At 33.8% G+C, this 14,889-nt stretch carries 9 protein-coding genes; 1 reads left to right on the forward strand and 8 read right to left on the reverse strand.

Annotation, left to right across the window (positions count from 1 at the left end):
• Window positions 1-6 precede the first annotated feature (6 nt).
• The 3 genes from ACJJVT_RS11300 to ACJJVT_RS11310 all read right to left on the reverse strand — a co-directional run bounded on the left by ACJJVT_RS11300 (window position 7) and on the right by ACJJVT_RS11310 (window position 6,799).
• Entirely contained in the window at window positions 7-1,746 is a 1,740-nt protein-coding gene (locus ACJJVT_RS11300) for a RagB/SusD family nutrient uptake outer membrane protein (protein WP_405398737.1), read from the reverse strand.
• Window positions 1,747-1,764: 18 nt separating this feature from the next.
• Window positions 1,765-4,860 (reverse strand): SusC/RagA family TonB-linked outer membrane protein, encoded by a 3,096-nt coding sequence (locus ACJJVT_RS11305; RefSeq protein ID WP_405398739.1) that lies wholly within the window; start codon window positions 4,858-4,860, stop codon window positions 1,765-1,767.
• 328 nt (window positions 4,861-5,188) lie between these two features.
• The gene (locus ACJJVT_RS11310; protein ID WP_405398740.1) at window positions 5,189-6,799 is read right to left on the reverse strand and encodes a hypothetical protein; all 1,611 of its coding nucleotides are present in this window, start codon (window positions 6,797-6,799) and stop codon (window positions 5,189-5,191) included.
• Window positions 6,800-7,238: 439 nt separating this feature from the next.
• Here ACJJVT_RS11310 and ACJJVT_RS11315 point away from each other — a divergent pair, with 439 nt between their 5' ends.
• Window positions 7,239-9,761: a glycoside hydrolase family 2 TIM barrel-domain containing protein gene (locus ACJJVT_RS11315; RefSeq protein WP_405398742.1), complete on the forward strand. Its 2,523-nt coding sequence runs from the start codon at window positions 7,239-7,241 to the stop codon at window positions 9,759-9,761.
• 240 nt (window positions 9,762-10,001) lie between these two features.
• Here the strand turns inward: ACJJVT_RS11315 and ACJJVT_RS11320 are convergent, their stop codons facing one another.
• The 5 genes from ACJJVT_RS11320 to ACJJVT_RS11340 all read right to left on the reverse strand — a co-directional run bounded on the left by ACJJVT_RS11320 (window position 10,002) and on the right by ACJJVT_RS11340 (window position 14,882).
• On the reverse strand, window positions 10,002-10,340 hold the full coding sequence (locus ACJJVT_RS11320; protein ID WP_405398744.1) for an L-rhamnose mutarotase: 339 nt from the start codon (window positions 10,338-10,340) through the stop codon (window positions 10,002-10,004).
• Window positions 10,341-10,358: 18 nt separating this feature from the next.
• Window positions 10,359-11,678 (reverse strand): L-fucose:H+ symporter permease, encoded by a 1,320-nt coding sequence (fucP, locus tag ACJJVT_RS11325; RefSeq protein ID WP_405398745.1) that lies wholly within the window; start codon window positions 11,676-11,678, stop codon window positions 10,359-10,361.
• Window positions 11,679-11,765: 87 nt separating this feature from the next.
• Complete coding sequence (locus tag ACJJVT_RS11330) at window positions 11,766-12,557, reverse strand: SDR family oxidoreductase (protein ID WP_405398747.1); 792 nt, start codon at window positions 12,555-12,557, stop codon at window positions 11,766-11,768.
• 10 nt (window positions 12,558-12,567) lie between these two features.
• Window positions 12,568-13,395, reverse strand: coding sequence for an amidohydrolase family protein (locus ACJJVT_RS11335; protein WP_405398748.1), 828 nt, complete (start codon window positions 13,393-13,395; stop codon window positions 12,568-12,570).
• A gap of 8 nt (window positions 13,396-13,403) precedes the next feature.
• Window positions 13,404-14,882 (reverse strand): tagaturonate reductase, encoded by a 1,479-nt coding sequence (locus ACJJVT_RS11340; RefSeq protein WP_405398749.1) that lies wholly within the window; start codon window positions 14,880-14,882, stop codon window positions 13,404-13,406.
• Window positions 14,883-14,889: the final 7 nt, after the last annotated feature.

The following is a 14,889-nucleotide window of genomic DNA, read 5'->3' on the forward strand; positions in this document are numbered from 1 at the left end:
TAAATATTATAAATCATTATTACTTTGTACTTCTCCTGCAGGAATAGGGAGATAATCATGTTGACTTGAACTATATCTATCTATACCGCCTAACGAAAGCAAATTGATTGATCCTTCGATAAAAAGAGGTGCTTGTCCTGTGATAGACTCTAAATTATCATTTCTCCAGTTCAGGTTGTCACCCATGGTTGTAAATACATCATCAACGATACCCCAACGAACTAAATCAGCCCATCTTTGTCCTTCAAAACAAAGTTCAAGAGGTCTTTCTACCATCTGAAGGTGTGTTATTAAATTATCGACTGTTGGGCTTACAAATGGCTGACTACCAAACCTTTGTTTACTGACATGTAATTGAGGAAAAGTATTACCGTTATCTGCCAAGTACTTTTGTATTGTGATTACACCTGCTCTTGAACGAACCATATCAATGTATTCGATAGCTTCATCTACATCTCCGCTTGCATTTAAAACTGCCTCTGCATACATTAAATAGACATCGGCCAAACGAATGTGTCTGAAATTAATTCCACTTCGATTCAAAGCTATTTCAGCGGTACCTTGAAACCAATTTGTATGCTTTTTCACCAAAGCTGTCAATCCTAACCCTCTATAGGTATGAACGTTTGCATCTGTATTATCAACACCAAAATAGGTTCCTTCAAAGTCTTTAGGGCAAATAGATGCCGTTAAACGTTGAGAATGCAAATTACCGCCTGCATTGATTGGATTACTTGGATCTATTTCATCGTTCGTAAATAATTCATGCAAATATAAATTTGCTACTACGGTATTAAATCCGCCAAAACCACCAATCGAAGCATAGTTACTTGACACAGCACTAGCTTCAGCACCTGAATTACCAGGTGTATCATCTACGTTATTTCCATTTGCGCCAGGGTTAGCCGTAGAACTATATGCTACTTCTAAAATTGATTCAGAATTAAATTCGTTTTGATCGGTGAAATTGTCTAAAGAATTTGGAACCAACGCATATACACCAGAATCTATAACTTCTTTAAAATCATCGGCAGCCAGTTGCCAGTTTTCAGCAAACAAATAAACTTTACCTCTTAAAGATGTTGCTGTACCAGATGTTACTCTGCCTAAATCTGAACTATCGTCCCAAACTAATGGTAGATTATCTTTTGCATAATTTAAATCTGGTAAAATTACTTGCTGTGTTACTTCTTCAATTGAACTAAGTGCTTTACTTAATTCTGTCGTAGAAACCTCGGTACGTATTACTGCTTTACCATAAGTATGAACCAATTGAAAATAGAAGAAAGCTCTTAATAATCTTGCTTGCCCTACAATAGCTTCTTTTTCGCCTGTAGCAAAAACTGTTTCATCGGCAAGTTCTATATTATTTATTATCTGATTAGCTCTAAAAATACCTATATATAATTGATTCCACTTATTAACTATTTGCTCACTATTATCTGTATAGCTCAGTTGTCTGAAAATGTTCCATCTTCCAAAAAAAGAATAGGTATCTGCAATGTCTGCTCTAATTATTTCTTGTGACAATCCACTACCACTTACTGCCTGAAACTGCATTGCGCCATATACTGTGGTTAAGGCAGTATTGAACTGAGTTGGTGTATTCCAAAACGTTGCATCTGTAATCGAATTCGGATTATCTACTGTTAAAAATTCATCCTCTGAACAACTAGCTAGAGATAATATACAGCAGGCCACTATTGCAATAGACCGCACTTTGTGTTTTAATATAACTTGTATCATTTTTTTCTTAATTAGTTATTAAAATTTAACTTTAACCCCTAGAACAAATCTTCTGGTTACAGGATAATTACCTCTATCAACACCTCTTGTGCTTATACCATTACCACCAACTTCTGGATCATAACCTGTATAATTAGTAAATGTAAAAGGGTTAAATCCTGTTAGATATAATCGTATGCTACCAATTTTGGTTTTATCTAGTAATTCTTTAGGTAATGAATAACCCAAAGTAATATTTCGAATTCTTAAATATGTACCATCTTCTATCCAATAATCTGATCTTGCTCTAATGCTTTCTGTAGCCTCACTATTTCTATAACTAGGAATATCAGAAGTAGGATTTTGTGGAGACCATTGATAATATTGATCTAAGTGTCTACCTTGAGTATAGGCGAAAAATCGTGCACCGTTAAATAACTCAGCGCCGTAAGACATATAAGTCTGAACCGACAGATCAAAGTTTTTATAGTTTAAATCAACATTTAAACCAGCTTCCCATTCTGCTTGACCAGAACCGGCATATACACGATCATTATCATCAATTGCATTATCACCATTTACATCGGCGTAACGAATATCGCCTTTTGCTGCAGATGGATTGATTTGCTGGTATTCTGCTAATTCGGTATCAGTTTTAATTACGCCTTCATTTTTCAATAAAAAGAATGATCCCGCTTCATGACCTACGGCAAAAAATGTAGTTTCATCTATACTATTACCTAAAGAAAATGTTGGTCTACCATTAGAGTACCCGCGTTCTATTCCATTAAGATCCACAATCTCATTAGTGTTTTTCGTAAACGTAGAAGAGATATTATATTTTAGTCCACTTTTAAATTCACCTTTATATCCTAAAGCTATTTCTATACCTTCATTGGTCATTTTACCCGCATTAATAAAAATTGGATTATAGACGGACTCGGCACCTGGTGCAGATGTACCTAAAGAAGGTGGTGTTTGAAATGGCAATAACATATCTTGCTTATCATTGCTATATAAATCAGCAGTTAAAGTCAATCTATTTTGAAACATAGCTAAGTCAAATCCGATGTTTTTAGAAACACTCGTTTCCCATTTCAAATCAGGATTTGCATTTCTTCTCTGGATCAAACCAGAAGCTATAGCTTCATTAGGTCCGAATAAATAATTTACACCAGTTTCAATTTGAGTAGATGCAGCATAAGGCTGAACATCTTGATTACCCAATTCTGCATAACTTGCTCTAAACTTTAAGTTATTGACAGCATCACCCAAAAATGAATTTTTAAAGAAATTTTCTTCGGCAGCATTCCATCCAATAGAAACACCTCCAAAAGTACCATATCTATTATCTGGTCCGAATTTAGAAGAACCATCTCTACGAATACTTGCAGACAATAAGTAACGCTCATCATAACTATATTGAACTCTACCCAATAAACCGGATAAAGAATAATTATTTACAAAACTCGTTGGTGTAGTTGCAGAAAAAGCCTGACCTATTTCTTGTGTAGTATTTGTCGGAAAACCGATACCGCCTATGGTAAGTTGTTCCGATGAAAAATCTTCATATGACGATACCAATGTTGTGTTTAATTTATGTCCACCGAATTTTACATCGTAGTTTATCATATTTTCAAGCACCCTTCTAGTAGACATGGTAAAATCTTTTTGAAGTTGTGCCTCAAGCGTAGAAGCCGTTGCATTTAACACCCCATCTCTACCATAAATTAAAAATGTAGGTCTAAAGAATTTTCGATTATAATCAAATCTATTATTACTTAAACTTAACTTATAAGTCAATCCTTTTGCTAATTCATACTGCATATTGAAAGCAATATTGGTAGAAGTTGTTTTTCTATCATCAATGTTCAATAATTGTTTTGCTAAAAAGCCAAAATAGATCGTATTATCTACTGGTATTGTTACCACATTATCCTCACTAATATCTAGATCACCTAAAGGTAACTGCCATGGGTTTTGACCAATACTATATTCATAATAGGCAAAAGGCTCTTGCTCTCTATTTTCTTCGGTATAGGCAACAGTAGCAAATGCCTTAAATTTTCCTTTAGTAAAATTAGCTGTCAGTCTAGAACTTAATCTATCAAAGCCAGATTTGATCAGCACACCCTCTTGGTCGTTATAACTGGTACTAAAACCTAAATTCAAACCTTTAGAACCGCCGCTTATACCTAACTCATAGTTTCTAAATAGCGCATTGTTGTTTTGTACATCTCCAACGAAATCACTATCAAGATCCAATAATTCAGGAGAAGTAATAAAATACCCTGGAAGATTACCCGCATTTAAAACATTATCTACAGAAAAATCTGCAAACAACTGTTGTTGCGTATTCATTAAAGGTGTTCCTGACGTTATATTCTGAATACCTGTGTATGTAGAAAAGTTAACATCTAACTTCCCTTCTTTACCTGATTTGGTCGTAATTAAAATAACCCCGTTTGAAGCTCTTACACCATAAATAGAAGCTGCAGCACCATCTTTTAAAATGTCTATAGTTTCTACTTGATCAGGCGCAATGTTAGGATTAGATTCATAAGGAACCCCATCTACAACATATAATGGCTCTAGACTACCAAGTAAAGATCCTACACCTCTAATTTGAATGTTGGCAGCTTCACCCGGACGCCCACTTGCAGCTTGTATATTTACACCTGCTACTCGCCCTTGTAGAGATTCACTGACATCAGATACAGGTGCAATACTAATAATATCAGACTTTACTTGTACTACAGCACCGGTTACCTCTTTTTTCTTTTGAGTACCATAACCTACAACAACTACCTCGTCTAACAGTGCTAGGTCTTCAACAAGAACTATTTTTAAATTCTTACTTGCACCTACACTTACCTTTTTAGTTTTAAAACCAATTGATGAAATCGCCAAAACATCGCCTGATGCTGCATTGATGGAAAAAATTCCATCAAAATCGGCAACGGCACCTTTAGTTGTTCCTTCAATAACAACAGTTGCACCTGGTATCGGCGTACCTTGTTCATCACTTACGGATCCGTTAATTACATCTTGCGCAAAACCTTGTTGCATTGCCAAGATTACAAATAGAGAAAACACTGAAAGCATCCTCTTCCATAATTTGTCCTTTTCCTTCATAAATAAAATTGAGTTAATTAATAATTAAGTTGTGGTGAGTTATTTTTAATGAATTCTCATTTAGATTCTTAAATTATAATCAAATGATAAATTTATTGGGTCTAAATTATTAATTTGATATTATTATTTTAAGAAATAGCACTCAACAAAAACTGAACAAACCCTTAAAAAAACACTTATTTATCAGTGTTTTAAGCAATACTAAACACAACTAGACAGTATTTTTCTGGTATTATTAGAAACAGTTGAGTAATAATTAACTAGAAGAGTGAAAATTACGCTATGAAATTAAAAACTAAAGAATATATAGAATTAGAAAAAGTCTTTCTTAGTGGTTTGCTATAAACTCGGTAAGATTATCATTACGTTCAAGTTTCAATTTTTTTCTTAAACGATAACGAGATGTGTGCATACTCTCAATTGAAATACCCAAAAGAGATGCCATTTCTTTACTAGAAAAATTAAGCTTTACCAATGCACAAAGTTTTAAATCTGTTTGACTTAAAGCAGGGTAAGCTTCTTTTAAATTTTTATAAAAACTTTGATTTACAGCCGTAAACCTAGCTTCAAATTCTTTCCAATTACCACTTGGGCTACCTTGTGCTGAACTAATAATTCTATTGAGAGCAGAAACATCTAAATTTTCTTTACTCTTGCCAATAGTATCTTTCATTTTTCTTATAAACTCTTCTTTCTCTATTAATTGCAATGCAGATGATGTAAGTTCATTATTCTTCAATTCTAATATTTCATTAGTTTTCTGTAATTCAACAACTCGCTTTTCTTCTAGAGATTTTTTTTCTAACCTATGTTTACGTCTAATATTACGAATGAATAAAGATCCAAGTATTAACAAAGAAGCTACAACAACAAACATCAATGAATACTTTAGTACCCATAGTTTTTTCTCATTTTCTAAATTAGCCAGTCGCTGCTCTTTTATTAATTCCTTTTCTTTCTCTTTCTGTAGGCGATACTGATCATTAATTTCAAACAAATGTTGATTATTCTTGCTCTTTCTTCCAAAAATTGATTCATTCAATTCATTTGCCGCCTCTAAATGACAAAAAGCGCTTTCAAAATCTTTCTCCTCCTTACTTAAAAGTGCCAAAGCTTCTTGCACCATCAACTTATAATTAGAATGATTGCTATATTCATTAGTATAAGCCAATGATTGTTCAAAATACTTTTTACTTAGTTTCAAATCACCCTTCATAAAATGAACCTGACCAATTAAGTAGTCTATTATTATTAGGTATGAAGGGTTTTCTATGATAAACTCATTTCTAGATTTATTCAATCTAAGTAAAGCCATTTCAAAATTGCCGTCAATTGCATCTTGGTAGCCCTCTTCTGCATCTAAATAACTAGATTTAATCTTAAATTGTTTTTTAATAAGGCTACTGCTGTCTAAATATTTACGAACCATTTTATTTTCTCCATTGGTTCTAAACAAAGTTATTAATGCATAATAATCGGTTAATACATTAGTAGAATCAATAACTTTTTTATCTATCATTTTATCCTTTAATCTTAGCGAAAGGTTGAAGTAATCTTTAGCTTCATTATCACGTCTATAAAATAAATAAAGCCAACCCAAGGCTTGATATAATTTAGCTCTTGCTGGGTCATTTTTTGAATTATCAGCAAGAAATAAAGCTTCCCAATAACCATCATATGAACTTCCATAATCTAAATTATGGGCATATAAATTAGAAAGCTCGTATAAACTATTTACCAAGTTAGCGGTATCTTTTTGCTCTTTATGTAAGTGTATACTTTTCTTATAGAAATCAATAGCACTATTAACATTCGTTGCCTTTAAAGACTCTGCTTTTTTAAAATACTCATCCGATTTATTAATGGTTTGTGCAGACAACATACCACATAGGCATACTAGCAACCCAAAGGTTAAATAAGAAATTAAATATCTACGCATAGTTTGTATTGAATAATTCATACCAAAAAAAATCTTCGCTCTCTTTTAAGGTTTAATTGAGAAATCAATATATACATTGTCTAGTTCATTTTTTTCAAAAACTACCATTAATTGAGATATGTTGAGTTTTTGTCTAGTTAGTCAATAAGATTAAATCCTATAATAAACACATATTTGCAAAGCTAAGAATACTGCAATTATCATTACATATAATTGCAGTATTTTGAATTATATATAATATAAAGCACAATATCAATAATTGCAAACGATTTAACTCTAGTTACTTGTCACCAACAAATGCGGTTTCTTTCTCGACAAAAGTTCAGTTAAAGTGTAATTGAAAAAAGCTTAATAAAGGTTAATTATATAACATGTTTAGTTTTCTCTAGAACTGTACAAGAATAAAATTCACCATAAACATCATTTTTAAACAAATAGAATGAAATATAAAATTTTTCTGATATACCTAATTGCGTTCACACTTTTTAGTTGTTCTACAAAAGAATATTTGACTACTAACACCGACTTTAATTTCAACTGGGAATTTAAATTAGAAGACTCCACATCGAATCGGTTCGATACCACTTGGAAAAAAATAAACCTACCACATGATTGGAGTATTGAATCTCCAATCGATTCAATCAAAGGCGAAGGTGCTACGGGTTACCTATTAGGTGGCATGGGTTATTATAAAAAAGATTTTAACTTAAACTTGAAAAATAATCAAGTTGCCTATTTGGTTTTTGATGGTGTCTATAATAATGCTACGGTAAGCTTAAATAATCAAGAACTAGGTAAACATCCTTACGGCTATGCTCCTTTCTATTATGACATTACAGAGCAACTACAACAAAATACAAATACGGTACATGTAACGGTAGATAGAACAAGATATGCAGACAGTAGATGGTATACCGGATCTGGTATCTACAGAAATGTAAACCTAATTACAAAAAACAAATTACACATTCCGGTATGGGGAACCTTCATTACCACACCGCAAGTAAATGAAGATAAAGCCACGGTTAAAATAGAAACTCAACTTAAAAACGGATACTTAGAAGATAAAAAAGCAAAGATTACTACAGATATTTTTACTGACAAGAATATTAAGGTCGGCTCAACAACTACAGCACTAACCATTTATCAAGGGAAATCAGAAAATTATACAGCCACCCTAGATATTAAAAATCCTGATTTATGGGATATAGATAAACCTACTCTTTATAAAGCCATTACTAAAGTTATTGAAAATGATAAAATTGTAGATACTGAAGAAACTATTTTCGGAATTCGCAGTATTAAGTTTGATGCCAATACCGGCTTTTATCTTAATGGCAAAAATCGCAAGATAAAAGGTGTTTGTTTACACCATGACGCTGGCTTAGTTGGTGCTGCCGTACCTAAAAGTGTTTGGAAAAGACGTTTAGAAAAACTAAAAGATGCTGGTTGTAATGCAATACGAATATCGCACAACCCTGCTTCTAATGAATTTTTAGATTTATGCGATGAAATGGGCTTTTTGGTTCAAGATGAATTCTTTGATGAATGGGACAACCCTAAAGACAAAAGAAAAAATATGAACGAAAAAAGTGTGGACTATATTACCAGGGGTTATGCCGAACATTTTCAAGATTGGGCAGAAAGAGACTTGAAAAACACCATCTTATCGCATAGAAATCACCCGTCTATATTTCAATGGAGTATTGGTAATGAAATTGAATGGACATACCCTCGTAATGCTGAAGCTACCGGTTTCTTCAATAATATGGACTGGAGTGGTAATTACTTTTGGTCTGCACCACCAAATAGCATAAAACAGATTAAAGAGAAGCTAGACACATTGCCAAAAGCAACATATGATATTGGTAAAACTGCTCAGAAGTTAGCTAAATGGACCAAAGAATTAGATACAACAAGATATGTAATTGCTAATTGCATTCTACCATCTTCTAGTTATGAATCTGGCTATGCAAATGCTCTTGATATCATTGGTTTTAGCTATAGACGCGTACTTTACGATTATGGCCATGAAAACTACCCTAACAAGCCACTTATGGGTACCGAAAATTTAGGTCAATGGCATGAATGGAAGGCTGTAATGGATAGACCTTTTATTTCAGGAACATTTTTATGGACCGGCATTGACTATATGGGAGAATCTAACGGAGGCTGGCCAAAGAAAGGAACCCCAAGCGGATTATTAGATTTGGCTGGATTTGAAAAGCCGTCGTTCTATATGTTTAAATCTTTATGGAGCGAGGCACCTAGTATTTACATTGCCACACAGACTGCTGAAAAATCAAAATATGAGCTTAATGACCATGGTAAAGTTGTTGAGAAAAAAGAAGGCGCTTGGCAAAAAGCGCTTTGGGTTTGGCAAGATGTTAATGAACATTGGAACTATGATGGTAATCAAAGCACAATAGTAGAAGTATATTCAAATACTGATGCCGTAGAACTTATCTTGAACGAAAAATCATTAGGAACAAAAAAACTAGCAGATTTTGATGATCATATTTACAAATGGGCAGTTCCGTTTAAAGCAGGTACCTTAAAGGCTGTTGGATCTAAAAATGGAAAAGTAGTCAAATCACTTATAAAAACAAGCGCTCAACCAAAAGTCTTACAACTATTTACCGATACTAAAAGCGTAGTAGCAAATGGTTATGACACCGCACATATTGTACTTCAAATTGTAGATAACGATGGTAATCCTGTTAAAACAGAAAATCAAAAAGTACTATTTACAGTGACCGGAGATGCAAAAGTACTTGGTGTAGATAATGGCAGCATAACTAATACGCAAGATTTTAATTCTCACGAATTAATAACAGATAAAGGGCGTGCTTTACTTATTGTTCAATCAATAAAAGATAGCTCAACACCAATACGTATAAAAGCAAGCTCAAATACATTAACGAGTAACGAAATAGAAATTACAATAGCCCCAAGTAAGTAAAAACAGTAGCTACAGTTGATAACTGATAGATAAATACGGCATTATCAACCTAAACTGATTAACAGCAGAAATAAGGGCTTTATAATAACTACAAGACTTAGAGATTGAAAGGTTAATTCAATGAGACGATCATTTTTGCCGACAACAATTGTCTAACTTAAAATGAAGTAAGTCTTTAAATTAAAACACATAAGCCAGACCTAAAGGTCTGGCTTATGTGTTTCTGTTACTTTTGTTGTGTTACAATTGAAATATCTGCTCTAATGCAATCCACTTCTCACCATCTTTAGCCCATGGCAACTCTTGTTGGTAATTCCACATTAAATTCTCCCATTCTTGAACTTTAGTATTATCGGCATCCATTTTTACTTTTTTCTCAGCATCGAATGTTTCATCAACTTCCATAATCATGAACATACGGTTACCGGTAAGGTAAATTTGCATATCAACAATACCGGCATCTTTAATGCTTTTAGTGATTTCTGGCCATGCCTTGCCTTCGGCATGATATGCTTTGTATTCTGCAATAAGTTTAGCGTCCTCTTTTAAATCGCAGGCGTAACAATATCTTTTTGTCATCGTTCTAGTTTTAAATAATTAAGCCTTTTGTTGTTTAGCAGCATATAAGCCATATAAACCGACAACAGCTATACATATCATTGGCATTATAAATGAAAATTTAACTTCTGGAACTCCTAAAATAAGCGTGTCTGCAAGGTTATCACCTCCTATGTCGATAATGGCACCTTGCATTAACGGAAAAATAGCTCCTCCAACAATTGCCATCACCAGAAATGCAGACCCCAACTTTGCTTCGTCACCCATATCTTTTAAAGCAATACCATAAATAGTAGGAAACATAATTGACATAAATAAAGAAATACTCACTAGAGAAATTAAACCGGGCATACCTGGTATTATAATAGCGCCTGCACAACATAAAATGGCACAGCCTGCAAAGGTGTAAAGTAATTTTGGAGCCGAGAATACACTTAACAAAGCAGTGCCAAGAAATCGACCGCCAAGAAAAATCCCCATAGCGATCATATTCATATACGTGGCATTTATATCACTATTTGTAGATTCATTTAAATATTGCACGTATTGAAAGATAGCTGTCCAACACATTATTTGTGCACCTACATAAAACATTTGAGCTATAACACCCGGTAAAAATGTCTTCTTCGAAAAGATTTTATTTAACGATTCTTTGAAGCTTAAACTTGTATGTTCTTGAACCGTCGGAATTTTGGTAAATACTATTAATATTAAAATAATTAAAACAACGACCCCTATGCCTAAATAAGGGTAGCTTATAATATTCAGGTCTTCGGTCTTAATAGACGCTTTACTTGCCGCATCTAAAGCCGCGTAGGTCTCATCATTATAAGTTGCCGATTTTATTTGACTAAGAACAACAAACTGAGCTATCAGCATACCTGATATAGACCCTATAGGATTAAATGATTGTGCCAAATTCAATCGTTGTGTGGCGGTTTCTTTTGCCCCTAGTGATAAAATCAAAGGGTTTGAAGTTGTTTCTAACAAAGCTAAGCCACAAGTGATAACATATAATGAAATTAAAAAATACGAATACTCTTCATAAACAGATGCTGGATAAAATAAAAATGCACCAACAGCATAAAGCGACAGCCCAAGAATGATACCTTTTTTATAGGTATATTTTTTAATAAAAAGTGCAGCTGGTATGGCCATACAACCATAGCCGAAATAAAATGCAAATTGTACTAAATATGCTTGTGTCCAACTTAATTCTGGCATTACTTTTTTGAATGCCGTAACCATGGGGTTAGTAACATCATTGGCAAAGCCCCATAAAGCAAAAAGTATAGTGATTATTATAAACGGAACTAGTAACTCTTTACTGACTACGGGTATTTTTTTTGGTTGATTCATATTTAGCTGGATAACTTTCATGGTTAAAATAAAAATGCTAATCTGGTACGAATTAGACTTTGGTTATACTGATAGGAAAAGTGTGAATTATTCCGTCAATAAAGATCTATCGAGATGCACATACCCGCCGTCTACGGTAATAAACTGACCGGTTGTATGAGATGATTTTTCTGAGATGGTAAATAGACATTGATCTGCTATTTCAGCCGGCATTGTCATTCTATTTTCTAAAGGAATTTTCTTAACGATAGCCTCAAGTTTTTCTTCTCCATTATCTAAAGTTTTAATCCAAGCATCATAAGCAGGAGTCCAACTTTCTGCAATAACAATGGCATTAGAACGGATACCGAATTGAATTAAATCAACCGCCCATTCTCTTGTTAAACCGAAGACACCACCTTTTGACGCCGCATACCCAGAAGTACCACCTTGACCTGTAAGTGCTACTTTCGAGCCTATATTCAAAATATTTCCTTTTGACTTTTTAAGCATTGGCAAACAGTATTTAGTCATTGCAAAATAGCTTACCATATTTAGTTTTAAGGAATACATAAAATCATCTATTGAAGCATCTAAACCTGCGCCATCGTTTACCCCAACATTATTTATTAACGCATGTATTTCGCCGTATTTCGCTTCAATTTTACGAACAGCCTTTTCAATTTGAACATGATCAGATAAATCTGTCTTTACAAACAAGGCGTCAATACCTTTTTCTCGTAATTCTTTCTCATAACCTATACCTCTATCATTTCTACAAACGATTACAGGTATTGCGCCTTCGGTTGCCAAATGCTGAACTATGGTTTCACCTATACTCCCTTTTAATCCTGCAGCACCTGTTACGACAACTACTTTATCTTTTAGTTTTAAATCCATACTGTTCCTATTATAAATTATAAAATTTCATTGCATTCAAACCCATTATTTTAGCCTGCTCTTCTTCACTTAATTGCGAAATGAAATCTGTAACTATGCTTTTTACGGTTTTGTAATTTCCTGCCACTAAACACACTGGCCAATCAGAACCGAACATAATTCTATTTGCACCAAAAGCATTTAACACCAAGGTCATATAGGGTGCTATTTGCTCAACTGTCCATTTTTTATAATCGGCTTCGGTAATCATTCCTGATAACTTGCAATACACATTTTTTTGCTTTGCTATTTCGGTCATTAATACAGCCCAACCCTCATAAAAATTGTCTTTTATATAAGGCTTAGCTATATGATCAATTACAAACTTTTGATTCGGGAATTTTTTTACAAATTCTAGAACCGCTCCCAATTGATGCGGAAACACCAATATATCGTAAGTGAAATTATACCCAGCTAGTTTTGAAACACCTGCAAGAAAATCTGGTCGCAATAAAAAATTGTAATCAGCCTCACCTTGTACAACGTGCCTAAAACCTTTTACAACTTTAAACTTGTTGTAATGTTCCAAAACCTCATCAATATCATTACCCCTTAGGTCTACCCATCCTACAACTCCCTTTATAAAATTATTTTCTGAAGCCAGTTCAATTAAAAAATCCGTTTCTGCAGTTGTTTGATCTGCCTGCACCGCAACGCAGCCATCAATATCATTTTCAAAGTATACTTGCTTTAGATCAGCTGGCATAAAATCTTTTCTGATTACTGCCATTTCATCATCTATCCAGCTATGTTTTACCGGTTCATATTTCCAAAAATGTTGATGCGAATCTATTTTCATATATTTTATTATAGTGCCTTTAAACACTCTTTTACACCTACTTCATCTATGCTGTTGATACTCTTGGTAACAAATTGAACCAGACCATTATATGTGGTTAAATTTTCGCCAACTATATAACTATTAGACAGCACGTTTGTAACCAAGTTTTCTATCGTTTGGTCTTGCTCTGTTACTTTTCGCCATTCTTCATTAAAGTAGGCCAACACCTTGGCATCATCATTTACAGGAATATGTTCCCCATCGAATTCGCCTTTATAGAAGCGAATTAAACATGCTAATGAAAATGCTATTCTCTTTGGAAAATGACCGTTAATTTGAGTGTATTCTTTAAATGCCGGTAACAAGCGAGCCTGAAATTTAGAAGTACTATTTAATGATATGGCTATTAAAAAATGTTTAAGAGTCGGATTCTTAAATCGATCAATAACTGCATTTACAAATGCGTCAATCTCCTTTTCTGAAAAATTGGTTAGGGTAGGTTTTATTTCTTCAGAGAGCACTTGCAATACATGGTTTCTAACCAAATTATCGTTCATACTTTCTAATACCGTTCTTAAACCTGCCAAATACCCTACAGGTACCAAAGAAGTATGCGCCCCATTTAAAATACGAACCTTCATTTCTCTATACTCTTTAAGATCATCAACGAACAAAACATTTAAGTCCGTTTTAGAAAAAGGCAATTCTTTTTGAACAATTGGTGCTGCTTTTATAACCCAACTATGATACACCTCACCAGCGACCAACAAATCATCTTTATAACCCGTTTGCTGTTCTATGGCAACTTTTCTATCCGTAGGAAAACCAGATACAATACGATCAACTAGTGTGCTACAGAAATAATTACAATTCTTGACCCAAGTAATAAATGCTGTTTCTAAACCCCAATGTTCAGCATATTGAATAATGGTACTCTGTAAAGCATCGCCATTATCTTCAATTAATTCGCATGGTAACAAAATGCAACCTTTATCAGCTGCACCTTTAAAATAATTAAAACGGCGATATAACCATAAGGTCAATTTAGCCGGAAATTCATGAGGTGGGTTGTCTGTCTTTTGATCTTTTTCTGAAAATTTAATTCCTGCTTCTGTAGTATTAGAAACAATAAATCTCAGTTCAGGCACCTCTGCCAATGCCAAATAAGCATTCCATTCTTTATACGGTTGAATAATAGTACTAACAGATTCTACCAATGTTACCTCTGAGACTAAATTACCGTCTTTCAATCCATCTAAAACGACATGAAACAAGCCGTCTTGATTTAAGAGTTCTGAATACTCCCCTCTTTCGGTTGGTTTAACGACAGCCACACTGCCATTGAAATCTGTTGTTTTATTTAACACATCGAACATCCAATCGCAAAATGCCCTTAAAAAATTACCGCCACCAAACTGTAGTACACGAACAGGATATTCTACAGGCTTACCTGTTGTTTTTCTGTTCAATACTTTTAGTTCTGTTATTTCCTTATTTATCGTCATGCTACTC

The organism is Maribacter sp. Asnod2-G09, assembly GCF_045063795.1.
Taxonomy (GTDB): domain Bacteria; phylum Bacteroidota; class Bacteroidia; order Flavobacteriales; family Flavobacteriaceae; genus Maribacter.